Genomic DNA, 23,178 nt, shown 5'->3' with positions numbered 1-23,178 from the left:
GATGAGGGTCGATGAGACGGGTCGAACCGCGGTCGATCCGCACGGTCGAACGTTCCGATCAAATGTATTGGGACCTGATATGTCTCGTCGCGTGATCGGGATCGGAACCAGACGCGCCCGGATGGAACTGGACGTGAGCGGAACGACGCGGGATGCGAGCGGAACGAACGGTTTTTCACGGGCGATCGCGGATCCGTACGTATGAGCGACGAATCGGGGGTTTCCGGGCACGCTCGGAGCGTGGTCGTCACCACGATCTGCTGTCTCGCGGGGATCGCCGCGGGCGTGGTGTCGGCCGCCTACGTCGGGACCGATCCCGCCGACGCCGCCGACACGATGGCGCTGGTCGTGCTGGGCGCGTTCGTGTTCCTCCAGTATCCGGTGTACAGCGTCTTCGGCGTCGACATCGCCGACTTCGGCGTCAAGGACAACTTCTACGTGGCGTTCATGACGTTCACGCTGTGGTTCATCAGCTACACGATACTTCTCACCTCGGCGGTGACCTTCTGAGATGGCCGACGACAGCATCGCGGTCGTGGACCTGGACCGGTGCCAGCCCGACCGCTGTAACTACGAGTGTGCGAACTACTGTCCGCCGAACCGGACGGGCAAGGAGTGCATCACCGAGCGGGGCGAGGACGCCGACGAGGGCGACCCCGACCAGATACGGATCTCCGAGGAGATCTGTCTCGGCGAGACCTGCGGTATCTGCGTCGAGAAGTGCCCGTTCGACGCCATCGAGATCATCAACCTCCCGTCGGAGCTGTCCGAGGACCCGGTCCACCGGTACGGCGAGAACGCGTTCGCGCTGTACGGGCTCCCGACCCCCGAGCCCGGAAACGTCACCGGTATTCTGGGTCCCAACGGGATCGGGAAGTCGACGGCGGTTCACGCGCTCGCGGGCGAGCGAATTCCGAACCTCGGCGACCACGAGACGGATCCGGAGTGGGAGCGGGTCCTCGACCGGTTCCGCGGCACGGGTCTCCAGAACTACCTCGCCGCGCTCGAAGCCGGCGACGTCACCGTGGCCCGGAAGCCCCAGTACGTCGACCAGATCCCCAAGCAGTTCGACGGCAACACCCGCGATCTCCTCGAGCGAACCGACGAACGCGGCGCGCTCGACGACCTGGTCGACCGGCTCAACATCCGGCCGGTGATGGACCAGGACATCGATTCCATTTCCGGCGGCGAGCTCCAGCGCGTCGCGATCGCGGCGTGTCTGGCGCGCGACGCCGACTTCTACTTCCTCGACGAGATCACCCCGTACCTCGACATCGGCCAGCGGATGGTGGCGGCGCGACTCATCCAAGAGCTGGCGAACGACGACGCCGAGCGCTCGATGCTCGTGGTCGAACACGACCTCGCGATCCTCGATCTGTTGGCCGACACCCTCCACGTCGCGTACGGGGAGCCGGGCGCGTACGGGGTCATCACGGATCCCAAGTCGGTTCGAAACGGGATCAACGAGTACCTCAAGGGATACCTCGACAACGAGAACATGCGGATCCGCCCCTCCGCGATCACCTTCGAGGAACACGCCCCGCGAGCGACCTCGAAGGGGACCCCGCTCGTGGAGTATCCGGACCTCACGAAGTCCTACGGCGAGGGCGAGTTCGAACTCCACGTCGAGGGCGGGACGATCCGCGAGGGCGAGGTGCTCGGGATCGTCGGGCCCAACGGGATCGGGAAATCCACGCTCGCGAAGTTGTTCGCGGGCTCGTTGGAACCCGACACCACCGATCTCGACTTCGAACTCGACATCGCCTACAAGCCGCAGTACATCGACATCGACCAGCCGATGCGGGTCGACGCCTTCCTCTCCTCGATCACCGACGAGTTCGGCAGCTCCTACTGGAACACGGAGGTCGCCCAACCCCTCCAGCTCGACCGGATCATGGAACAGGACCTGGTCGACCTCTCGGGCGGCGAGCGCCAGCGCGTCGCCATCGCGGCGTGTCTCTCGGAGGACGCGGACCTCTACTTGCTCGACGAACCCTCGGCACACCTCGACGTCGAACAGCGGGTGCGCGCGACGAGTGCGATCCGCCGATACGCGGAGAACCACGACGCGACCGTGATGGTGGTCGACCACGACATCTACGTGATCGATCTCCTCGCCGACCGCCTGATGGTGTTCGACGGCGAGCCGGCCGAGCGCGGACACGCCTCGCCCCCGCAGGAGATGCGCGAGGGGATGAACGACTTCCTCGCCGATCTCGACGTCACGTTCCGACGCGACGAGCGAACCGGTCGTCCGCGGATCAACAAGCCGGACTCACAGAAGGACCGCCAGCAGAAGCGCGACGGCGAGTACTACTACGCACCGTAGCGGTCGGGCCGCTCAAGGCCGTGTTGTACGTAGGATCCGTTCCTCCGGGTTCGGTCCCGTTTCTCTCGGACGTACCCGATGCGTCACTTGCCCCAGAACGGATCCCGTTTCCGGCGCGTCTCGAGGTAGCCGGCGAGCGCCTCGCGCTCGTCGGCGGTGATCTCCTCTTTGAGCTCCTGTTCTAAGATCTTCGCGTGTTTCTCGGGTAGCTCCGTCCAGAGCGTATCGCCCTCCTCGATGTCGCGGCCGACGGTGGGGCCGTCGATCGCGATGCTGACCCGCTCGCCGGCGCGGGCCTCGTCGACGTCGTCGCCCTGTTTCTGGATCCCCGAGAGCCCGCCGACGCGTTCGAACTCGTTGCCCTCGAAGTAGCCGACGTTGCGGTTGTTCTGGAGCGTCCCGGAGATGACCTCGACGCCGACGACCGCGGGGTCGTTCTGTCTGAAGGTGTGATCCGGAAGGAGCCGGAACCTGGCGGGCCGGACCACCTTGTCGAGCACCGTCTCCTGTTGGGCGCGCTGGCGCTCCTCGACGTACGTCTCGTAGTCCTCGATGAGCTGATAGATCACGTCGTTCGTGAACAGCTTGACGTCGGCGCTCTCGAGCTCCCGCTCGGCGTTCGTGAGGAGGTCGACGTTGAAGCCCAGGATCGCCTTGTGTTCGTCCTGGTTGGCGGTTTCGGCCACCGCGATGTCGCGCGGCGCGATGTCGCCGACCTCCGCGCGCAGGATCGGCACCTCGGCCTCCCGGAGCGCGTTCGCCATCGCCTCCAGCGAGCCGAGGGTGTCGGCTTTGATCACGACGCCGTCCTCGGCGGTGTCGACCTCGATCTCAGCGAGCTCGGCTTTCACCTCCTCGATCACGTCCTCGAGCGGGCGGTCGCGGACGACCCGGACCGGCGCGCCCGCCATCGCGTCGTCGAGGTCGGGGGCCGCGATCTTCACCCCGGCCGCCGCGCCGACCTCCGCGACCTTCTCGAACTTCTTCTCGGTGCGGATCTCCTCGAGCGGCCGCGGCTGGAGGAGCGCCCGAACCTCGGTGACGATCGGCTGGTTCTGCCCGCCGACGACGATCGTGTCGCCGTTTCGCACCACGCCGTCGTACACCACGGTGTCGATCGTGGCGCCGAAGCCCCGCTCGTCTTTCACCTCGAGGACGGTCCCCTCGCCGGGGCCGAAGACGTCGATCGCCATCTCCTCCTTCATGAACCGCTGGGAGAGTCCCATGAGGACCGCGAGCAGGTCGGGGATCCCCTCGGCGGTGAGCGCGGAGACCGGGACGACGCCGATGTTCTTCTGGAAGTCCTGGACCCGCCAGTAGAGGTCGGCGGAGAAGCCGGCGTCGGAGAGCTGGCCGATGATCTCGTAGAGCTTCTCGTTGAGCATCGACTCCGCGCGCTCCGACTGCGCCTCGAGGCTCTTCTGGATCGGCTCGCCCTCCTGGGGGTTCCATCCGGGCGTCGTGTCCACCTTGTTGGCGGCGACGACGAACGGGGTCCCCGTGCGACGGAGGATGTCTATCGCCTCCTCGGTCTGCGGCTGGAACCCGTCGTTGACGTCGACGACGAGCACCGCGATGTCGGCGAGTGCCCCTCCGCGAGCGCGCAGCGTCGAGAAGGAGTGGTGTCCCGGCGTGTCGATGAAGAGCAGTCCGGGCAGATCGAAGTCGTCCGGGTTCACGAGCTCGCCCGCCATCGTCGAGATGGTCGAGAGCGGGATGTCGGTGGCACCGATGTGCTGGGTGATCGCCCCGGCCTCGCCCTCGCTCACCGCGGAGCCGCGGATCTCGTCGAGGAGGCTCGTCTTCCCGTGGTCGACGTGGCCGAGCACGGCGACGATCGGCGTCCGAAGGGTGTCCGTGTGTGTGTCGTCAGTCATGAGAATCGCCCCGAGAAGGTCGTTGTGTTCCGTTCGGCTCGGCCGTCAGTTAAGTGTTTCAGGACGCGCCCGCCGTCCGTGGGGCGTCGGCCATCCGAGGTTGACGCCCGGTGGTCGGCGTCGGTCAGCCGTCCGACGGCCCGTGGCGTTTAATACCGTCGACCGGAAGTGTGCGCACATGGCGAACATCCTGGCGGAGAACCTCTCGGGGAAGGCGGTGATGGGGTCGGACGGGACCGAACTCGGTGACCTGTACAACATCACGATGGACCTGAAGTCGGGACAGCTCCATCACCTGCTCGTGAGCCCGCACGAACAGCTCAACCCCGAGCGCGTCACCTTCGACGTCGACGAGGCCGGACGGCTTCGGGTGCCGGTCACGAACGTCCAGGCGGTGAAGGACTACATCGTCGTCGGCCGCTGATGAGAGTCCTCGACACGTCCGCGTTCATCCACGAGTACACCACCGACGACCCCGTGGTCTCCGTGCCGGAGGTCCACGACGAGCTACAGGGCGAGACCGCGCTCCGGTTCGACGCGATGGAGGGCTCGGGGATGACGATCCACGTGCCGGCCCCGGAGGCGGTGACGAACGTCCAGCGCGCGGCCCGCGGCTCGGGGGACGCCGCGGAGCTGTCCGAGACGGACGTTCGACTGATCGCGACCGCCCTCGAGCTCGACGCCACCCTCGTCACCGACGACTACGCGATGCAGAACGTCGCCGAACGGCTCGATCTGGGGGTCGAGCCGATCGCCCGCGACGGGATCTCGGAGGAGCGCGAGTGGCGGTTCCAGTGTGTCGGTTGTAGCCGGACCTTCGAGGAGAACCGCGAACGCTGTCCGATCTGCGGCAGCGATCTCACGCGAAAGAACCCGGCTTAGCCGGCCGGTTCCGACTCGGCGTCAGCGTCGACGCCGGCGTTCGTGGCCGACTGGACGGCCTCGGAGTCGGCGACGGCCGTTCGGTCCGGAAGCTCCTCGGCGACGGCGTCGAGGTCGCTCCGCGGCAGCCGCCCGCGGAGCCGCCGCGCGACCCGTCCGGCCTCCGCCAGTTCGACCTCGGCGACCGCCCGGACCAGCGCCGCGGCGCGCTCGGCGCGAGCCCGCCGCCAGGACGCCTCCCGGGCCTGATACGTCCGGATCGCGCGCATGAAGTCCACCTCGGAGAACTCCGGCCAGTAGGGCGTACAGAAGTAGACGGCGGCCTCGTTGCCGTTGGCGTGCCACGGCAGGAAGTTCGAGGTGCGCTCGTCGCCGCCGGTCCGGACGATGAGGTCCACGTCGCGGATCGGTCGGTCGTAGAGCCGTCGTTCGACGGTCTCGACGTCCACCTCCGCCGGGTCGAGGTCGTCCTCGGCGACCTCGCGAGCGACCCCGCGGGCCGCGTCGAGCAGCTCCGTCCGCCCGCCGTACGCGAGCGCGACGTTGAGCGTGAACCGGTCGTTGTCGGCGGTTCGGCGCTCCGCGTAGTCGACCGCGTCGCGGACCCGCGGCGGAAGTCGGTCGACGTCGCCGATGGCTCGGACCTGGACGCCCTGGTCGTGAACGCGGTCGGCGTCGGCGAACTCCAGCAGTTTGCCCTCGAGGAGGTCGAAGAGCGGTTCGAGCTCGTCGTCCGGCCGCTCGAAGTTCTCCGTCGAGAAGGCGTACAGCGTCAGCTCGGAGACGCCCAGGTCCGCACACCAGTCGAGGACGCGCTCGGTCGTGTTCGCGCCCGCGCGGTGGCCGTCCGGGGCGTCGCCGCCGCGCTCGCGGGCGTATCGGCGGTTCCCGTCCTGGATGACGGCGACGTGCGTCGGCACCGTCTCGACCCGCCGGTGGAGGTACCGCAGGTACGCGCGTTCGACGGCCGAACGGAGCGGGTCCAGCATGGACGGGACAACGCCGTGCGGTCGTATGTAGCTTGTCGTTCGTCCCCGTTGACAGGGATCGGCCGCGTCCGACCTCGACGCCCCTCGATCCCACCCCGCCGAAACCGTTATCCGGTGATCGGTGGATGGTGCGGGCGTGAACGCCGCGTACGTCTTCGGCGTCGCGTTCCGCCTCGACCCGACCGGCGCGCGAGCCGACCCCGACCGCTTCGAGACGACGGTGGAGATCCCCGCGGTCGAGCCGGGAGAGGAGGGATGGCTGTTCTTCCGTGACCGACTCTGGCGTGGAGAGGTCGGCGACGAGTCGTCCGCCCGCGCACTCCTCGGAGAGCGGCTGGGCGTCGAGGTGGAGCGCGTCGCGTTCCGCGAGCTTCGGACCGACCGAGCGTACCTCGACGCGCTCGAGGACGCGATCGCTGCGGACCTCGAGCGGTTCAACGCGGACGACGTCGACGAGGCCCTCCACAAGTACCTCGGGTCGTCGATCCACGTCCGGGAGTGACGCCGCGATGGTGACGGTATATACGGGATCGACACGTTCGTATCGACAGTGAGCCCTCCACTCGACGACGCGGGCGATCCCCGCGACCGCCGGTCCGACGATCCGGTCGACTCCGGAGACGCACCGACCCTCGACGAGTCGGATCGCTACTGGATCGTCCGGAACGCGGTCGAGGACGCCCTGATGAACGTGTTCTGGACGGTCGTGTTGCTCGCGTTCGGTGTCGCCTTGCTCTGGTTCGGCGGGATCGCGGCGCTCGGTGCCGTCGACGGGTCGCCGGTGATGGTCCCTCTCGCGGTCGGCCTGATCGGACTGGCCGCCGCCGCGTTCGCCGTCGCGCTTGAAGTACCGCTCCCGTTCGTTGGCGGCGATTGAACCGGTCGTGCGGGGGTTTCGAGCTCGCTGGAGGCGGTCGACTGATTCGCCGCGGGAATTCTGGGGATGCAACGAGAACGTCTCGGAGGTCGCGGGCGCGGCGTCTCGCTCCATAGCTTCATACCGCTCCGTGCCGGCCAGCCGTCCCGCACCGTCTCACACCGTCCCGCACCGTCCCGCACCGTCTCACACCGCCCCGCACCGTCCCGCAACCGTCCCTCACGCCTCCCCAGCCTCGGCGGACCGGCCGGCGCGACTTGCGCCGGCCGGCCCACCTCCCTCGCGGTCCGGAAGCGCCCGTTCGGGCGCTTCCGGGCGCGCCGAACCGGGTCGAATCGCGTCCGATCGTGTCGAACCGCGTCGTATCTCCGACGTCCCACAACGCACTTATCGACTCGACGCCTACGAACGCCCCCATGGTCCTCGCTGAGTACGACTTCCACCTGTTCGACCTCGACGGGACGCTCGTCGACGCCGAGTGGGCGTACACCCGCGGGGTGTTCGACCGCGTCGGCGACCGCCTCGGTCGGCGCTTCTCGGACCGCGAGGCGTACGTCCTCTGGCACGGGCTCGGCGGCTCGCGCGCCGGAACCCTCCGCGGGATGGGCGTCGATCCCGACCGCTTCTGGCCGGCGTTTCACGACGTGGAGGACCCGCTCGCCCGCGCGGAGGCGACCTACCTCCACGACGACGCAGCCCGGTTGCTCGACCGGCTCGACGCCGCGGACCGGCCGGTCGGGCTCGTCACCCACTGCCAGCAGTTCCTCGCCGAACCCGTCCTCGACCGGCTCGACCTGGATTCCCGGTTCGACGCGATCGTCTGCTGTACCGACGAAACCGGCTGGAAGCCGGATCCCGGCCCCCTCGAGGTCGCGATGGACGCGATCGGCGTCGATCCCCGCGACCGGGGGTACTACGCCGGCGACGGCGAGAGCGACGTGGGCGCGGCCTGGAACGCCGGGCTCGACGCGGTCCACGTCGAGCGCGTCGGCCACGCGGATCGGGGGCGGTGCGTCCTCGGTGACCGCCGCGTCGAGGGGTTCGACGAGCTGTTGGAGGCGACCTGAATCGTCTCCGCAAGACCTGAGTCCCCAGACTACGGTGGCGCGCGCGAAACGAGCAGCGAAGCTGCGAGTCGTGCGCGAGGGAGGCGGCGGGCCGGAGCGGCTCGCCCGCGACGGCCCGTCCGCCGAGGCTGGGGAGGCGTGAGGTGCGGGTGCGGGACGGTGTGGGGCTGGGCGGTACGGTGCGGAACACCGCCTCCGTGCTTTCCGCGGGGACGCCCGGATTTCGCGTTCGGTCGACGCCACTGCCAGCGACCGGATCGTGGCGATCCCGACCGCATCGTCGAGTCATCCGGATCCATTGAGATCCGCTTGTACAGACACGAGATCGTGTGAAACAGTCGTTCTATCGCACTTGCGTATCTACCGGCGCAAAAACATATCACGACGTACCAGCAGGAGAGCGAGTACGACCAGCGGAACTGATAGGTAGATGATCAAAACCAACCCAAATGGAAGATCTATTCTCATAGCTTGAATCACACCAGCTATCGCCGCTACGAGTGTTCCATACCAGCCGATAGGCCTTCGTTGATACACAAAGATCGCCAGTATACCAAGCACAATTCCTACTCCACTCCATTGGAGAGCAGCGACGGTTTGGGGACTAATCCCAGTTTCAACAGCTGGCCCCGATAGCTGGGATAATGCCGCAAACAGGAACGAAAGGCCTGCGAACACCGCTAATCCGCCTACAAGACCGAGAACATCTATTGGTGGGCGTCCCTCACGTCTCTTTTCAAAAAGTGTAGAAGGATTTTCATCTGGCATATCTCATCACTCTTATTCGAGGCACTTAATCAGTCACCTGTATCGACCGAGGCGGAACGCGGAGAACCCGTACCTGCCGGGAGCCACGACGTCCATCGACCGAAACCGTCGTGGTGGTCCGACCGGAACGCGACGTATGACGAAGTGGTTCCACAGCGGGCGGCGGCGCGACTGCTGTGCGTTGGTGTACGCCGCCGGCGAGCTGCGGGCGCAGTCGCTCAAGAGCCGGCTCGAGACCCACTACGACGAGCGGATCGACCCCCAGAGCTTCTACGCGACCCTCACCGCGCTGGTCGAGGCCGGCTACCTCACCCGTCGACCCGAGGGACTCGCCGACGTGTACGCGCTCACCGACGCCGGCGAGGCGACCCTGCTCGACCACTACGAGTGGCTCTCCGCGCGCGTCGACGCGGGAACCGAGCGGACGGACGATGGCGACGACGCCGACGTCGATGAAACCGCCGGCGACGACGCCGACGTCGATGAAACCGCCGGCGACGCCGGCAGCGACGAGGTCGACCTAAAGGATTAACAACATCGAGGGAGTAGATTATTATATGACCGTCGTCAGCGTGTCGATGCCCGAGGAGTTGCTCGACCGACTCGACGAGTTCGCGGACGAACACGGCTACACCGGGCGCAGCGAGGTGGTCCGGGAGGCCTCCCGAAACCTCCTCGGCGAGTTCGAGGACGCCCGACTGGAGGACCGGCGGCTGATGGCCGTCGTGACGGTGCTCTTCGACTACGAGACCACGAGCGTCGAGGAGCGGATGATGCGACTGCGACACGAACACGAGGGACTCGTCGCCTCCAACTTCCACAACCACGTCGGCTCCCGGTACTGCATGGAACTCTTCGTCCTCGAGGGGAGCCTCTCCGACATCTCCACGTTCGTCGGGAAGGTCCGCGCCACGAAGGACACCCTCACCGTCGACTACAGCGTGACTCCCGTCGACGAGTTCGGCGCGGGCGAGTTGGAGGCCGTGGAGGTCGCGAACGGGGACGGCCACGGCCATGCCCACGGACATGGCCACGGGGACGGCGACGGCGACGAGTAACGCCGCGGCTACAACTGGGAGGCCGCCACGCTCGCGATCGCGGCCTCGAAGTCCTCGCCCGTGATCGCGACCTCGTCGGCGTGGTCGTTCGCCGCCTCGCCGTGCTCGTCCGCGACCCGCTCGATCGCGGTCATCGCCGCCTCGCGGCAGACCGCCGCGATCTCCGCGCCGGAGTAGCCGTCGGTCTCCTCGGCGAGCCGATCCAAGTCCACGTCGTCCGCCACCGGCTTCTCGCGGGTGTGAACCGCGAACACCGCCCGCCTGGCGTCGCGGTCGGGGTCCGGAACCTCGACGTGGGTCTCGAGCCGACCGGGACGCAACAGCGCCGGATCGATCGCCGATCGGCGGTTCGTCGCGGCGAGAACCACCAGGTTCGGGTTGTCGCTCGCGCGGTCCAGCTCCGTGAGCAGCTGTGAGACCACGCGCTCGCCGACGCCGGAGTCGCCCCCGCCGGCCGAGTCGCGGTCGGTCGCGATCGCGTCGATCTCGTCGAAGAAGACGATCACCGGGGCGGCCTGTCTGGCCCGGTCGAAGAGGTCGCGCACCGCCTTCTCGGACTCGCCGACGTACCGGTCGAGCAGCTCCGGGCCGGCGACCTGGATGAAGTTGACCCCGCTCTCGCCCGCGATCGCCCGCGCGAGCAGCGTCTTCCCGGTTCCGGGCGGCCCGTGAAGGAGGACACCCGTGGGCGGGTCCGCGTTCGCGGCGTCGAAGAGCGGGCCGTACGTGAGCGGCCAGCTCACCGCGCGCTCGAGCTTCTCCTTCGCCTCCTCCAGGCCGCCCACGTCGTCGAAGTCCGTGGTGGGTTGCTCGGCGACGTACTCGCGCATCGCGCTCGGCTCGATCGCGGCGTGGGCCGCCTCGAAGTCGGTCCTCGTGACCGTCACCTCCGCGAGCGCCCGGGCGTCGTCCGCGCGAGCGCGCCGGAGCGCGGTCATCGCCGCCTCCTGGGTGAGTCCCTCGATGTCCGCGCCCACGAAGCCGTGGGTCCGGCTCGCGATCCGGTCGAGGTCCACGTCGTCGGCGAGCGGCATCCGTCGCGTGTGGACGTCGAGGATCTGCCGGCGGCCAGCCTCGCCGGGGACGCCGATCTCGATCTCGCGGTCGAACCGGCCGCCCCGACGCAGCGCGGGATCGAGCGAGTCAACCCGGTTCGTCGCGCCGATGACGATCACGTCGCCGCGAGCGTCGAGCCCGTCCATGAGCGAGAGCAACTGGCCGACGACGCGGTTCTCGACGTCGCCGCCGTCGTCGCGCTTGCCCGCGATCGAGTCGATCTCGTCGAAGAAGACGATCGCGGGCGACTGCTCGCCCGCTCGATCGAACACCTCGCGGAGGCGCTCCTCGCTCTCGCCCTTGTACTTCGACATGATCTCCGGGCCGTCGACGGTGATGAACGTCGCGTCGACCTCGTTGGCGACGGCACGGGCGATGAGCGTCTTCCCGGTGCCCGGCGGGCCGTACAGGAGGACGCCCTTCGGCGGGTCGATCCCGAGCCGGGTGAACACCTCGGGCTCGGAAAGCGGCAGCTCGATGGTCTCACGCACCAGCTCCAGCTCCTCGTCGAGCCCGCCGATGTCCTCGTACGTCGCCCCGGCGGTGTGCTCCTCGGGAGGACCGGCGTCGCCGCCGCGGGACCTCCCGCCGGCACGGGACCCTTCGCCCGCGGGACGACCGTCGGTTCCGGGCGGGGCCGTGTGGCCGCCTCCGTCCGACCCCGGGTCGGTCCTCCCGCCACCGGTCCCGCCGGATCGGTCGTCGACCCGAGCCCCTCTATCCTCGTACTCGACTGCCACGTCGGTCCCGGCGGTGACCCTGACGGTCCCCTCGGGCGTCGTCCCGGCGACGACGAACCGGAGGCCGCCGAGCCGTTCGACGTGGACGGCCTCGCCGCGGGAGATCGGGCGGTCCCGGAGGTCGCGGGCGAGCGCACGCTCGACGATCTCGCGGCTCACGTCGACGTCGGCGAGGCGGGCGGGCGCGGTGAAGACGACCCGGTCGGCGTCGACCACGTCGACGGGGCGGACGGTGACGCTGTCGCCGACCTTCACGCCGGCGTTGGCGCGGGTGTCGGCGTCGATGAGGACGGACCCGTCCTGTGCGTCGGGGCCGCCGGGCCACACCTTCGCGACGGCCGAACGCTCGCCGTCTATCCGGACCGTGTCGCCGCTGAGGAGGCCGAGTCGCTTGCGCGCGGGTTCGGGGAGCCTGGCGATGCCGCGGCCCGCGTCGCGCTTCTCGGCGGCGCGAACGGTGAGCCTGACGCCGGCGGTCTCGTTCATGGGTCGTCTTCCGTCCGCCGGCTCTTTACGTTTGTCCGACCGCACCCTCGCCCGAGCGCAATCCCTCCCAAACCTCGCCCGACCGTAACCCCTCCCGACCGCAACCCCCTTACCCCGTCCGGCCGCGAGTGCGAGCATGCAACCGACAGGCGACCTCCGCGGCGACGCCGTCCACGTCGGCGGGGACGCCAGACAGCGGTTCTACGACTCCCGGGGCTACGGCCGCCCCCTCGACGGGAACGCGATCGCGCTCTCCCGGATCGAGGCGGCCCACCTGCTGTTTCGCGGCGACCTCTCCGGGGTGACTCTCGACGGGAAGGGGAACGATGGGGATGCCGCCCCCGTCGGCTTCGAGCGGTTCTTCGTCGACAGCGCCGCCGCGGTCGACCGGTTCGCGGTGCGGTACTTGGTCTACGCCGACCTCCGCGACCGCGGGTTCTACCTCTCGCCCGCCCGCGAGCCGTGGCCGGGGGGGCGGGTCGACGTGGCCGACGCGGTCGACGTCGTGGCCTACGAGCGGGGATCGACGCCGGACACCGGGAACGTCCGGTATCCGGTGCGCGTCGTGGGCGAACGCGAATCGATCCCCGCCGCCGACGTGGCGGGCCAGACGCTCGCCGTCGTCGACGAGGAGAGCGACATCACCTACTTCGAGGCCGAACCGGCGAACGTCGAGGGCTCCACCGACTACGAGCCGTCCGCGGGCCTGACCGGGGTGTTACTCGCCGACCGCGTCGTGGTCTGGGACGCGCCGTCGGGCCTCTACGAGCACGGGTTCTACGGCCAGCCGCTCACGGGGCGGGCCGCCGCGGTCGAGGGAGCCCTCCAGCTCTCGCTCGTCGAGGCCGCGTCGCTGGCGGCGGACGGCTCGCTCCGGCTCACGGCGGTCGTGGACGATGACGGGGGCAAGAACGGACCCGAGACTCCCGATACGGGCGACGGTCCCGCGAGCGCCACGACCGACGATCCCGCGAGCGCAGCGGCCGCGATCGTCGCCCGCGGCCGCGACGTCGAGGGCGACCGCTTCGACCGACGGCTGGCCGCCTACCGCGACCTCCGAAACCGCGAAACCGTCCCCAAGACCGGGTTCAAGTTCGGCGCGGACTTCCGGACGTACCTCGACGTCGAGACGGTCGAGGATCTTCCCCACTCCGAGCACCTCGTTCGCGTGGTCCAGCCGGAGCACGTCCTCGCCCCCCGGGAGCTCTCGCTCGACGTGCGGCTCGCCGGTGGGGTCCGCAAGGAGCTGCTGTTCGCGTTGGTCGACGAAGGTGGTCGAGAGGGCGGTCGGAAGGGTGGTCGGGAGGGCGGTCGGAAGGGCGGTCGGAAGGGCGGGGCGGCCGATGGTTCGGACGGCGACATCGAGTGGCTCTCGGTCGGGCGACTGACTCCGTAGCCGCGCGCCGATCGCTCCCGATTCACGATCCGAGTTCCCGATTCACGATCCGAGTTTCCGATTCGCGATCCGAGTTTCCGATTCGCGATCCGAATTCTCGGTTCGACCGCCCGCCCGCGCAAGCGAACGGTTTTTGCGTCGACCGCCGGCAAGGGAAGGTATGGACGAGGACACCCCCCGCACGGACGGCGGGACCGAGCGCGTCGACGGCGAGCCGAGCGAGGACGTCGCGCTCGACCCGTGGGGGTCGGCGTCGGTCGGCGACTACGCCGACCTGTTCGTCGAGTTCGGGATCGAGGCGTTCGACGACGTCGCCGACGACGTCGCCGACCCGCACTACCTGATGCGCCGCGGCGTCATCTTCGGCCACCGCGAGTACGACGCGGTCGCCGAGGCGATGGCGAACGACGAGCCGTTCGCCGCGCTCTCGGGCTTCATGCCCACCGGCGACCCGCACATCGGCCACAAGCTCGTGTTCGACGAGCTGATCTGGCACCAGGAGCAGGGCGGCGACGTCTTCGGACTGATCGCCGACCTCGAGGCGCACTCGGCCCGCGGGATGTCGTGGGACGAGATCGACGAGCACGCCCGTAGCTACCTGCTCTCGCTTCTCGCGCTCGGGTTCGATCCCGAGGAGGGGGAGCTCTACCGGCAGTCGGACAACCGCGCGGTCCAGGACCTCGGGTTCGAGCTCGGCTCGAAGGCGAACTTCTCGGAGTTCGAGGCGATCTACGGCTTCGACGGGGAGACGAACGTCTCGCACATGCAGAGCGTCGTCACCCAGACCGCGGACATCCTCTACCCGCAGCTCGTCGACGAGCCGAAACCCACGGTGATCCCGGTCGGGCCCGACCAGGACCCGCACGTCCGGCTGACGCGCGACCTCGCGACCCGGGTACGCTACTTCAAGGTGACCGAGGCGTTCGCGAGCTTCGAGCTCGACGACGCGGAGCGGACGCTGGTGCGCGCGGCCTACGACGCGCTCGCGGGCGACGGAGGCGACGCCGGTGATGGATCCGACGACCGCGACGACGCCGAGACCGATGTCCGCTGTATCGACGCCGCCGAGTGGCTCGAGGACTACGAGGTGCCGGCGGTCGACGCCGAGGAGGTCGACCTCGTCGACGCCAAGGCGACCGCCCTCGAGAAGCTGCGGGCCGGCGGCAAGGAGCCGCTCCGCCCGCGCGTCCGATTCTTCGACCGCAACGCGACCGACGAGGCGTTCGAGGCGCTGATCGAGGCGGTCGACGGCGAGAAGCGCGTCTTCGAGGGCCACGTCGACGCGTTCGAACTGACGCGGGAGGCGGCCGAGTCGCTGGCGCGGGAGGTCGAGATCGCCCACGACGGCTTCGGCTTCCGGCAGCCCTCCTCGATCTACCACCGCTTCATGACCGGGCTCACCGGCGGGAAGATGTCCTCGTCGATCCCCGCGAGCCACATCTCGCTTCTGGACGACCCCGAGGACGGCTACGACAAGGTTCGCTCGGCGACGACGGGTGGGCGCGACACGGCGGAAGAACAGCGCGAGTTGGGCGGCGAGGCCGACGAGTGCCCCGTCTACGAGCTGTACGCGTACCTGCTCGCGGGCGACGACGACGGCCTCGCGGCGGAGGTGTACTCCGAGTGCGTGAACGGCGATCGGCTCTGTGGCGGCTGTAAGGAGCAGGCCGCGGAACTCATGCGCGAGTTCCTCGAGGAGCACCAGGAGAAACGCGCGGAGGCCGAGGAGCTGCTCGAGGACCTCGACATCGACCTCGACTCCGACCGGCGCGGGACGGGCGGCGAGCACTGAATCGAGCAATAAAGGCGAAGAAACGGGCGATCCGTATCGCGGTGGCGCGCCTCCGAGTGCCCGGGAGGGCACGAGGAGTCCGCGAGGGAGTCGGCGGCCGGAGCGAAGCGGAGGCCGTCCGACGAGGCTGGGGAGGTGTGAGGTGCGGTTGCGGTCGGGTAGGACTCAAAGGGGCAGTTGCGAGGACGCCGGAGGCGACGTAAGCACCACAGAGAGCGAGTGAAACGAGCGACCGAGGAGCACAACGAGCGTCCGGCGTCCTCGCGGCTGGGGCTTTGCTAGTGGTCACCGCGCCAGCAACGATCCCGTTCTATCCATCCGATTCTCCCATGAAACACCCGTACTACACGCGCGTCTACAACGCGGCTGATTCGCGTTTCCTTCGTTGAACCAGGACGTCGAGAGGCACTCTATGAGCTCCACACGTTAGGCTCGAGAAGTGTGGCTCGGGGAACTCGGAACGGACGCGAGCGTCCACGACCTTCACTGTGATCAGAACGGACCTGAAGAAGCGGCTGGAGGATGGATAATGCGGTATGAGTGGTGGACGACCGGGGTGGCCCGGCGTTCCGGCACGGGGTATCCCGGTTGCCTCCTCCACCCCGCGACCCGACGAGCGACGGGCGTCCGGCGGTGGGCTGCTCGCTTCCGCGCCTGACCCGTTGTCGCCGACGAACCGCGACGGACCGCTCCTGCGAGCGGGCGCCACGGACCGCTGTCCCCGGCGGACGAGGCTTCCACGTTGGCTCTCGGGGCCCGCGCCGGTCTATCCGGACGCGCCCGGTGTTCGGTCCCCGCTGAAGACTGCCTCACGGGTGACGAGCGGGGCCTAACCGCCCGACCTAGTCCGGTTTCCACTACATCGGTGCCCCATAAGGGCCTTTCGTTCGCGGGACCCGAGCCGCCCGGATCCCTACCCGAGCCGCCCGGATCCCTCCGTGACCCCGCGTTTCAGCCCAACAGTTCGCGCGCGTACACGCCGGCACAGAGCGGTACCGGCACCGAGACGACCGTCACGGCGGTCGCGTGATGCTCCAGCCAGCGATGCTCGCCGAACATCGTCGTCGGCTCGATCGAGAGCCACCAGACCGCCGCGGTGAGCGTCGTCGCGGCACCGAGGACGACGAGCGCGCCGGCGAGCGTCCCCGGGTCGACGTTCCCCCGCTCGACCGAGGCGAACACGACCGCGCTCAACAGCGCGAACAGCGCGACCCCGCCGGCCCCTATCGGGCCGGCCGTGTAGTACCCGGCGAGTTGGGCGTCGAAGCCGGTCACGAGCGCGTACGGCGCGGCGAGCAGGAGGGCGCTGGCGAGCGCGGCGGCGATCCCGACCTGGCGGGAGCGGTCGCGAACGTTCATGTCCCGAGATACTCGGTCGGCGCGGTAAAAGGACCGGATCGCGGCCGCTTCCCTACCCTATCCTTCTCTACCCCTCTACCCCTCCCTACTCCACCCTATCGAGCCGGTCGTCGTCGATCCCGTCGTCGCCGAGCCCGCACCGTTTTGACTCCCCGGCTCGGACGGTCGGACATGTCGCTCGACATCGAGACGCCGGACCCGCCGGAGCTGTCCGCCGTCGACCCGAACGAGTACGAGGACGCCGACGTGGCCGGCGGCGAGTACCGCCGCGACGACCTCGAGGCGTTCCTGCGCGAGGGTGCCTGGGAGGAGGCGTTCTCGGAGTGGGCCGCCGACAGCGACCTCGACGAGTCCGACTGGCGGATAGTCGAGGACCTCGATCTCGTCTCCCGGTTCGACTTCTTCTGGGACTCCTTCGCCGACCGCGTGGGGTATCACGCGCCGGGGATCCCCGAGGACTGGAAGGAGCGGGAGTACCACGCCGACCTCGACTCGTGGGGATCCGTCTCCGCGATCAACGCCGGACTCACGGAGCTCGGACAGGTCGTCTGTGACGTGCTCAAAGACGAGTACATCGACTGGGAATCGGAGTACGAGGCGCCCGACGACCTCCCGGACTTCGACGCCTGACCGTGTCCGATCTCGAGCTCTCCTCGTCGCCCGACTTCTCGCCGCCGTCGATCCCGGCGTTCGACGACGACGCGGCCGACGCCGCTCGCCAACGACAGGCCGAGCTGACGAAGCCGCCCGGAAGCCTCGGCCGGCTGGAGGACCTCGCGGTCGCCATCGCGGGGCTCACCGGCGATCCACGGCCGACGCTCGCGGACCCGACCGTCGTCGTCGCCGCCGCGGACCACGGCGTGGTCGACCGGGGCGTCTCGGCGTACCCGCAGGCCGTGACCCGAGCCATGGTTCGCAACTTCGCCGCCGGCGGGGCGGCGGTCTCCGCTATCGACGAGGTCGTCGGCGCGGACACGCTCGTCGTCGACGCCGGCGTCGACGGGCCGCCGGTCGAGGTCGACGAGTGCGACGGAGACGACACGGTCCCCGTCGTCGACGAGCGGATCGGCTCCGGCACCGACGACCTCTCGAATGGCCCGGCGATGTCCCGGAACGACGCGATCGCGAGCCTGGAGGCCGGCGTGCGGACCGCCCGGACGCGACTTTCCGACGCCGGGATCGTCGCGCTCGGCGAGATGGGGATCGGCAACACCACGGTCGCCGCCGCGCTCACGGCGGCGCTGGCCGGCGCGGATCCCGACCGGGTCACGGGTCGGGGAACCGGCGTCGACGAGGAGACGCGCGCACACAAGGTCGCAGTCGTGGAGCGAGCGCTCTCGCGAAACGGGCTCGACGGCGGTGACGACGGTGATGGCGTGGGTGCCGGCGGCGACGGCGACGACGCCGATGAACCCACCGACGCGGTCGAGGTCCTCCGCCGCGTCGGCGGCTACGAGATCGGCCTCCTCGCCGGGGTCGCGCTCGGCTGTGCGGCCGACCGGACGCCGGTCGTCGTCGACGGCGTGGTCTCGGGAGCGGCCGCGCTCGTCGCCGACGCGGTCGCCGGCGACGTCCGGCCGTACCTCCTCCCCTCGCACGTCGGCAGCGAGCCGGGTCACGCGGTCCAACTCGATGCCCTGGATCTCGACCCGCTCTTCGATCACGACTTCCGGCTCGGGGAGGGCTCCGGCGCGGCGCTCGCGCTCGCGACCTACCGCGCCGCTTGCCGGACTCACGACCGGATGGCGACGTTTACGGAGGCAGGGATCGAGCGGTAACGGCCTTCACGGATCCCGACGTCGACCCACCGCGCCGGCCGCGAGAAGGGCGAATACCGCGGCGACGACGCCGAATCCGGGAATCCAGTCGTCGGTGTTCCCCGGATCGCCGTCGTCGGTGTCGTCCGAGCCGTTTCCGTCGTCGGAGCCGTCCGAGCCGTTTCCGTCGTCGGAGCCGTCCGAGGCGTTCCCGTCGTCGTCGGAGTCGTTTCCGGCGTCGTCGTCGGAGCCGTTCCCGTCCGGGTCGGCCCCGTCCACGGTCTCGACGCCCTCGACCGTCACCGGATCGGACGTGACGTCCCCGTCCCGCGCGACGATCGTTCGGTTCCCGACGGAGGATATCGGCACGTCGACCTCCCCGCGCTCGTCGGTTTCGCCGACCGCGTCGCCGTCGACCTCGACCGTCGCACCGGCCGTCGGCTCGTCGTACGCGTTCCGCACCGTCACGCGGGTCGTCTCGCCGACGAGGACGCGTTCATTGGCCGGCGTGACGGACAGCGTGGGGATCCGTCGCGCCGTGAGGTTCGTGCTCACCGGGGACTCTCGAACCCGGACCCGTTCGGACGAGGCGTCGTATCCCTCCTTCACGACCGCGACCGTGTACGCGTCGTTCACGGGAACGTTGAGCGAGGCCGTCCCCTCGGTCACGCTCACCTCGCCGCCGTACACCGCCGAGGACACGCGGATCGCCCCCGTCTCGATCGGGACGGGCGGGTCGAAATGGTCGTCGAACGTGCGCACCTCGAGGGTCACGGTACCCCGCTCGATGCCGACCGTCGTCTCCGCGTTCCGCGACACGGTCACCGACCGCTCCGTCTCGAAGTATCCCGGTTTCACGACGGTGACGTCGTACGTGCCGCGCTCGAGGCGAGCCGTCTCGTAGACGCCGTCAGAGTCGGTCTCGCCGCGGTCGATCGATCGCCCGTCCTCGCGAACGGTAACCCTGGCGTCGGCCTGCGACCGGTTTCGATCGTCGACGACCGTCACCGTCGCGGTCCCGCTCCGGGAGACGCCGAGCGAGACGTCCGCCGCGCTCGCGTTGGCGATCCGAAGGGGCCGGTTCCGGACGTAGGTGCCGTCGTCGACGTCCAACTCGACGCTCGCTCCCTCGGGGACGTCGAGGAGCACGTTCCCGTTGCTCGCCGTCGTGCCGGACGCGGTCCCCGTCTCGTCCGATTCGGTCTCCCACGTCGCCTCGATGTCCACGCCGCCGACGGGGTCGCCGTCCTCGTCGGCCACCGAGACGGTGAGCGTTATCGGATCGGCGCCGGCCGCGCCGCCGGTCGCGACGAGCGCGACGAACAGTACCGTCGCTCCCACGAGAGCCGAACGTGCGACGTTCATACGCGGGTCGTCGGGGCTGAGACGGTATTGGTATGCGCCGATTACCCGAGTTAATCCGACGTGTGTCAGCCTCCGACCCGGGCCGTCCGCTCCGTTCCGGAACGCGGCCGTGTCCCACCGCTCGGGTTCCGCCGCGGTGTCGACCCCGAGTCCGCCGTATTCAAATACGCGGGAGCGGACACACTCGTATGGAGCAGATCGACGACCAGTACACGCCCGCCGACGTCGAATCGGCGGTCGAGGAGTACTGGGACGACGCGGACGCCTACGAGGCGGCGAAAGAGGCGCACGCCGACGACCCGCCCTTCTTCTTCGTCGACGGCCCGCCGTACACCTCCGGGCAGATGCACCTCGGCACCGCCTGGAACAAGACGCTGAAGGACGCCGTCATCCGGCACAAGCGGATGACCGGCCACCGGGTCACGGACCGGCCGGGCTACGACATGCACGGCCTCCCGATCGAGGTGAAAGTCGAGGAGGAGCTCGGCTTCGAGAACAAGCGGGACATCGAGGAGTACGGGATGGAGGCGTTCATCGAGAAATGCAAGGAGTTCGCCCTCGAGAACCGGGCGGCGATGGACGAGGACTTCCAGTCGATCGGCGCGTGGATGGACTGGGAGAACCCATACGAGACGATCTCCCCGGAGTACATGGAGGCCGCGTGGTGGGCGTTCTCCAACGTCGCCGACAACGGCCTCGTCGAACAGGGGAAACGCTCGATCTCGCAGTGCCCGCGGTGTGAGACCGGGATCGCGAACAACGAGGTCGAGTACGAGGACGTGGAGGACCCCTCGATCTACGTGAAGTTCCCGCTCGCCGACCGCGAGGGAAGCCTCGTGATCTGGACGACGACCCCGTGGACGATCCCCGCGAACACCTTCGTCGCCGTCGACGAGGAGCTCACCTACAACGCCGTCCGCGCCGAGCGGGACGGCGAGGAGGAACTGCTCTACGTCGCCGCGGAGTGCGTCGAGGACGTGCTCTCGGAGGGGCGATACGAGGAGTACGAGGTCGAAGCGGAGCTCTCCGGTGCGGACATGCTCGGATGGGCGTACGACCACCCGCTCGCGGACCGCCTCGCCGAGTATCCGGACTTCGAGGGCGCGGGACAGGTGTACGCCGCCGACTACGTGGAGGCCGATCGCACCGGTCTCGTCCACTCCGCGCCCGGGCACGGCGAGGAGGACTTCCACCGCGGCAGCGAGCTGGGGCTCGAGATCTTCTGCCCCGTCGAGCCGAACGGGGAGTTCACGGAGCAGGCGGGCGAGTACGCCGGGAAGTTCGTCCGCGACGCCAACGACGAGATCATCGCGGACCTCGTCGACGGCGGCCACATGCTCGCACACGGCACGGTCGATCACAGCTACGGCCACTGCTGGCGGTGTGACACGGGAATCATCCAGCTGGTCACCGACCAGTGGTTCATCTCGATCACGGACGTGAAGGAGGACCTCCTCGCCAACATGGAGGAGTCGGAGTGGCACCCGGGGTGGGCCCGTGACAACCGCTTCCGCGACTTCATCGAGGACGCGCCCGACTGGAACGTCTCCCGGCAGCGCTACTGGGGGATCCCGATCCCGATCTGGGTGCCCGAGGACGCGGAGGCGGGGAACCTCGACGAGGACATGATCGTGATCGGCACCCGCGAGGAGCTGGCCGACCGGGTCGAGGAGGACGTCGACCCCGAGTCGATCGACCTCCACCGTCCCTCGGTGGACGACCTGACGATCGTCGAGGACGGAACGACCTACCGGCGCGTCGAGGACGTCTTCGACGTCTGGCTCGACTCGTCGGTCGCCACGTGGGGCACCCTCGGCTACCCGACGAACGAGGCGGCCTTCGAGGAGCTGTGGCCCGCCGACCTGATAATCGAGGCGCACGACCAGACGCGCGGCTGGTTCTGGTCACAGCTCGGGATGGGGACCGCCGCGGTCGGCCAGATCCCCTACGAGGAGGTGATCATGCACGGGTTCGCCAACGACGAGGACGGCCGCAAGATGTCCAAGTCCGTCGGCAACATCGTCACGCCCGAGGAGGCGATAGACCGGGCCGGCCGCGACCCCCTCCGCACGTATCTCCTCTCGCACGACCAGCAGGGCGTCGACCTCGCGTTCGAGTGGGACGGACTGGGCGAGATCCAGGGAAAGCTCAACATCCTCTGGAACGTCTTCCGCTTCCCGCTCGAGTACATGGAGCTCGACGGCTACGACCCGGCCGAGGCGGACCTCTCGGACGGCGAGCTCGAGCTCGTCGACGAGTGGGTGCTCTCGCGGCTCCAGTCGGTCGAGACGGAGGTCGCGGAGGCGTGGGACGACTACCGCGTCAGCGACGCGGTCAACGCCGTCATCGAGTTCGTCACGCAGGACGTCTCGCGGTTCTACGTCAAGGCCGTCCGCGACCGCATGTGGGAGGAAGCCGACTCCGCCTCGAAGCGCGGGGCGTACGCGACGCTCTCGACGGTCCTCGACGAGACCGTCCGGCTGCTCGCGCCGATCGCGCCGTATCTAACCGAGCGGATGTACCGGACGCTCGACGGCGAGGCGACCACGGTCCACGCCCTGTCGTATCCCGAGCCCGACGACGACCTGCGCGATCCCGAGCTCGAACGCGACGTGGCAGTCCTCCGCGACGTGGAGGAGGCCGCCGCGAACGCGCGCCAGCAGGCCGGTCGGAAGCTCCGCTGGCCCGTCCCGCGCGTCGTCGTCGAGACCGATGACGACGCGGTCGCGGGCGCGGTCGACCGCCTCGCGGACCTCATCGCGGACCGCGTCAACGCCCGCGACGTCCGCGTCACCGACGCGTTCGACGAGCTCGTCGAGACCGCGGAGCCGCGGATGTCGGAGATCGGTCCCGCCTTCGGCGGCGACGCCCAGCGGGTGATGGAGGCGGTCCAGGGCGCGACCCGCGAGGCGGTCGAGGCCGGCGAGCTCACGCTCGACGGCGAGCCGCTCGACCTCGACGACGGGATGGTCGAGTACGTCGCCGAACCGCCAGAGAACGTCACCGGGGCGGACTTCGACGGCGGGACGGTGTACGTCGACACCTCCCTGACGCCCGAGATCGAGTCCGAGGGATACGCTCGGGACGTGATACGCCGGATCCAGGAGATGCGAAAGGAGCTCGACCTCGATGTCGAGGCCCGGATCCGGCTGGGTGTCGCCGTCGACGACGACCGCGTGGCCGGCTTCGTCGACGAGCACGCCGACCTGATCGCGGACGAGGTCCGCGCCGACGCGTGGCTCGAGGGACCGACCGACGCCGCGAGCGACCCCGACGGACTCACGGAGGAGTGGAACGTCGAGGACGTCACGGTGGCGATCGGGATCGCCCCGGTCGCCTGAGCCGCCCCCGAAACGTATACCTACTCCCCTCTCCACGGT

Annotated in this window: 20 protein-coding genes and 1 other RNA gene; 14 read left to right on the top strand and 7 right to left on the bottom strand. The window is 69.1% G+C overall.

All coding sequences use genetic code 11. The features are described from left to right. Positions 1–201: 201 nt before the first annotated feature. Together EAO78_RS14250 and EAO78_RS14245 are read left to right on the top strand one after the other, a co-directional pair. Positions 202–510, top strand: coding sequence for an EMC6-like membrane protein (locus tag EAO78_RS14250; RefSeq protein WP_122106503.1), 309 nt, complete (start codon positions 202–204; stop codon positions 508–510). Between the two features lies 1 nt (position 511). Continuing rightward, complete coding sequence (locus EAO78_RS14245) at positions 512–2,329, top strand: ribosome biogenesis/translation initiation ATPase RLI (protein WP_122106502.1); 1,818 nt, start codon at positions 512–514, stop codon at positions 2,327–2,329. A gap of 83 nt (positions 2,330–2,412) precedes the next feature. On the opposite strand, the gene infB is transcribed toward EAO78_RS14245, so the two are convergent. Beyond that, positions 2,413–4,206, bottom strand: coding sequence for a translation initiation factor IF-2 (gene infB, locus EAO78_RS14240; RefSeq protein WP_122106501.1), 1,794 nt, complete (start codon positions 4,204–4,206; stop codon positions 2,413–2,415). Positions 4,207–4,384: 178 nt separating this feature from the next. Between infB and EAO78_RS14235 the strand changes: the two genes are divergently transcribed. Further along, positions 4,385–4,630 carry a PRC-barrel domain-containing protein gene (locus tag EAO78_RS14235; RefSeq protein WP_122106500.1) on the top strand — a complete coding sequence of 82 codons (246 nt, stop codon included), beginning with the start codon at positions 4,385–4,387 and terminating at the stop codon, positions 4,628–4,630. Next, the gene (locus EAO78_RS14230) at positions 4,630–5,088 is read left to right on the top strand and encodes an NOB1 family endonuclease (RefSeq protein ID WP_122106499.1); all 459 of its coding nucleotides are present in this window, start codon (positions 4,630–4,632) and stop codon (positions 5,086–5,088) included. Before EAO78_RS14235 ends, EAO78_RS14230 begins: the two co-directional genes overlap by 1 nt. Here EAO78_RS14230 and uppS read toward each other — a convergent pair. Further along, entirely contained in the window at positions 5,085–6,077 is a 993-nt protein-coding gene (uppS, locus tag EAO78_RS14225) for a polyprenyl diphosphate synthase (RefSeq protein ID WP_122106498.1), read from the bottom strand. The two genes, EAO78_RS14230 and uppS, sit on opposite strands and share 4 nt — an antisense overlap. 136 nt (positions 6,078–6,213) lie before the next feature. Here uppS and lwrS point away from each other — a divergent pair, with 136 nt between their 5' ends. The 3 genes from lwrS to EAO78_RS14210 all read left to right on the top strand — a co-directional run bounded on the left by lwrS (position 6,214) and on the right by EAO78_RS14210 (position 8,021). Next, positions 6,214–6,579: an LWR-salt protein gene (gene lwrS / locus EAO78_RS14220; protein ID WP_122106497.1), complete on the top strand. Its 366-nt coding sequence runs from the start codon at positions 6,214–6,216 to the stop codon at positions 6,577–6,579. 48 nt (positions 6,580–6,627) lie between these two features. Continuing rightward, positions 6,628–6,954: a hypothetical protein gene (locus EAO78_RS14215; protein ID WP_122106496.1), complete on the top strand. Its 327-nt coding sequence runs from the start codon at positions 6,628–6,630 to the stop codon at positions 6,952–6,954. 416 nt (positions 6,955–7,370) lie between these two features. Next, positions 7,371–8,021 carry an HAD family hydrolase gene (locus tag EAO78_RS14210; RefSeq protein WP_122106495.1) on the top strand — a complete coding sequence of 217 codons (651 nt, stop codon included), beginning with the start codon at positions 7,371–7,373 and terminating at the stop codon, positions 8,019–8,021. A 360-nt stretch (positions 8,022–8,381) separates the two neighbouring features. Here EAO78_RS14210 and EAO78_RS14205 read toward each other — a convergent pair whose 3' ends face one another. Further along, a complete protein-coding gene (locus EAO78_RS14205; RefSeq protein ID WP_122106494.1) occupies positions 8,382–8,789 on the bottom strand; it encodes a hypothetical protein in 408 nt (135 codons plus the stop codon). 136 nt (positions 8,790–8,925) lie between these two features. On the opposite strand from EAO78_RS14205, the gene EAO78_RS14200 reads away from it, so the two are divergent. Together EAO78_RS14200 and EAO78_RS14195 are read left to right on the top strand one after the other, a co-directional pair. Next, positions 8,926–9,321: a PadR family transcriptional regulator gene (locus tag EAO78_RS14200; protein WP_122106493.1), complete on the top strand. Its 396-nt coding sequence runs from the start codon at positions 8,926–8,928 to the stop codon at positions 9,319–9,321. Positions 9,322–9,346: 25 nt separating this feature from the next. Next, a complete protein-coding gene (locus tag EAO78_RS14195) occupies positions 9,347–9,847 on the top strand; it encodes a CopG family ribbon-helix-helix protein (RefSeq protein ID WP_122106492.1) in 501 nt (166 codons plus the stop codon). Positions 9,848–9,855: 8 nt separating this feature from the next. On the opposite strand, the gene EAO78_RS14190 is transcribed toward EAO78_RS14195, so the two are convergent. Next, a complete protein-coding gene (locus EAO78_RS14190; protein ID WP_122106491.1) occupies positions 9,856–12,129 on the bottom strand; it encodes an AAA family ATPase in 2,274 nt (757 codons plus the stop codon). Positions 12,130–12,265: 136 nt separating this feature from the next. Between EAO78_RS14190 and endA the strand changes: the two genes are divergently transcribed. Then, positions 12,266–13,525, top strand: coding sequence for a tRNA-intron lyase (gene endA, locus EAO78_RS14185; RefSeq protein WP_122106490.1), 1,260 nt, complete (start codon positions 12,266–12,268; stop codon positions 13,523–13,525). Between the two features lie 160 nt (positions 13,526–13,685). Then, complete coding sequence (locus EAO78_RS14180; RefSeq protein ID WP_122106489.1) at positions 13,686–15,317, top strand: tryptophan--tRNA ligase; 1,632 nt, start codon at positions 13,686–13,688, stop codon at positions 15,315–15,317. 541 nt (positions 15,318–15,858) lie between these two features. On the opposite strand, the gene ffs is transcribed toward EAO78_RS14180, so the two are convergent. Further along, positions 15,859–16,170: signal recognition particle sRNA (ffs, locus tag EAO78_RS14175), an RNA gene on the bottom strand. A 98-nt stretch (positions 16,171–16,268) separates the two neighbouring features. After that, on the bottom strand, positions 16,269–16,676 hold the full coding sequence (locus tag EAO78_RS14170; RefSeq protein WP_122106488.1) for a DUF7548 family protein: 408 nt from the start codon (positions 16,674–16,676) through the stop codon (positions 16,269–16,271). A gap of 171 nt (positions 16,677–16,847) precedes the next feature. Between EAO78_RS14170 and EAO78_RS14165 the strand changes: the two genes are divergently transcribed. Together EAO78_RS14165 and EAO78_RS14160 are read left to right on the top strand one after the other, a co-directional pair. After that, positions 16,848–17,306: a hypothetical protein gene (locus EAO78_RS14165; RefSeq protein ID WP_122106487.1), complete on the top strand. Its 459-nt coding sequence runs from the start codon at positions 16,848–16,850 to the stop codon at positions 17,304–17,306. Between the two features lie 2 nt (positions 17,307–17,308). Beyond that, positions 17,309–18,454 carry a nicotinate-nucleotide--dimethylbenzimidazole phosphoribosyltransferase gene (locus tag EAO78_RS14160; protein ID WP_203227898.1) on the top strand — a complete coding sequence of 382 codons (1,146 nt, stop codon included), beginning with the start codon at positions 17,309–17,311 and terminating at the stop codon, positions 18,452–18,454. A 6-nt stretch (positions 18,455–18,460) separates the two neighbouring features. On the opposite strand, the gene EAO78_RS14155 is transcribed toward EAO78_RS14160, so the two are convergent. Further along, the gene (locus EAO78_RS14155) at positions 18,461–19,798 is read right to left on the bottom strand and encodes a carboxypeptidase-like regulatory domain-containing protein (RefSeq protein ID WP_122106486.1); all 1,338 of its coding nucleotides are present in this window, start codon (positions 19,796–19,798) and stop codon (positions 18,461–18,463) included. A gap of 188 nt (positions 19,799–19,986) precedes the next feature. Here EAO78_RS14155 and ileS point away from each other — a divergent pair, with 188 nt between their 5' ends. Further along, positions 19,987–23,139 (top strand): isoleucine--tRNA ligase, encoded by a 3,153-nt coding sequence (ileS, locus tag EAO78_RS14150; RefSeq protein WP_122106485.1) that lies wholly within the window; start codon positions 19,987–19,989, stop codon positions 23,137–23,139. The last annotated feature ends 39 nt before the right edge of the window (positions 23,140–23,178 follow it).

The organism is Halobellus captivus, assembly GCF_003697845.1.
Lineage (GTDB): Archaea > Halobacteriota > Halobacteria > Halobacteriales > Haloferacaceae > Halorubrum > Halorubrum glutamatedens.
The sequence above is the reverse complement of the archived record's forward strand: the minus strand, read 5'-3'. Positions and strand labels throughout refer to the sequence as shown.

Coding starts and splice junctions, on each gene's coding strand:
- ileS (WP_122106485.1), top strand. CDS start 19,987: ATGGAGCAGATCGACGACCAGTACACGCCCGCCGACGTCGAATCGGCG.
- EAO78_RS14170 (WP_122106488.1), bottom strand. CDS start 16,676: ATGAACGTTCGCGACCGCTCCCGCCAGGTCGGGATCGCCGCCGCGCTC.
- EAO78_RS14190 (WP_122106491.1), bottom strand. CDS start 12,129: ATGAACGAGACCGCCGGCGTCAGGCTCACCGTTCGCGCCGCCGAGAAG.
- EAO78_RS14230 (WP_122106499.1), top strand. CDS start 4,630: ATGAGAGTCCTCGACACGTCCGCGTTCATCCACGAGTACACCACCGAC.
- EAO78_RS14250 (WP_122106503.1), top strand. CDS start 202: ATGAGCGACGAATCGGGGGTTTCCGGGCACGCTCGGAGCGTGGTCGTC.
- EAO78_RS14210 (WP_122106495.1), top strand. CDS start 7,371: ATGGTCCTCGCTGAGTACGACTTCCACCTGTTCGACCTCGACGGGACG.
- infB (WP_122106501.1), bottom strand. CDS start 4,206: ATGACTGACGACACACACACGGACACCCTTCGGACGCCGATCGTCGCC.
- uppS (WP_122106498.1), bottom strand. CDS start 6,077: ATGCTGGACCCGCTCCGTTCGGCCGTCGAACGCGCGTACCTGCGGTAC.
- EAO78_RS14165 (WP_122106487.1), top strand. CDS start 16,848: ATGTCGCTCGACATCGAGACGCCGGACCCGCCGGAGCTGTCCGCCGTC.
- EAO78_RS14245 (WP_122106502.1), top strand. CDS start 512: ATGGCCGACGACAGCATCGCGGTCGTGGACCTGGACCGGTGCCAGCCC.
- endA (WP_122106490.1), top strand. CDS start 12,266: ATGCAACCGACAGGCGACCTCCGCGGCGACGCCGTCCACGTCGGCGGG.
- EAO78_RS14235 (WP_122106500.1), top strand. CDS start 4,385: ATGGCGAACATCCTGGCGGAGAACCTCTCGGGGAAGGCGGTGATGGGG.
- EAO78_RS14195 (WP_122106492.1), top strand. CDS start 9,347: ATGACCGTCGTCAGCGTGTCGATGCCCGAGGAGTTGCTCGACCGACTC.
- EAO78_RS14205 (WP_122106494.1), bottom strand. CDS start 8,789: ATGCCAGATGAAAATCCTTCTACACTTTTTGAAAAGAGACGTGAGGGA.
- EAO78_RS14155 (WP_122106486.1), bottom strand. CDS start 19,798: ATGAACGTCGCACGTTCGGCTCTCGTGGGAGCGACGGTACTGTTCGTC.
- EAO78_RS14180 (WP_122106489.1), top strand. CDS start 13,686: ATGGACGAGGACACCCCCCGCACGGACGGCGGGACCGAGCGCGTCGAC.
- EAO78_RS14200 (WP_122106493.1), top strand. CDS start 8,926: ATGACGAAGTGGTTCCACAGCGGGCGGCGGCGCGACTGCTGTGCGTTG.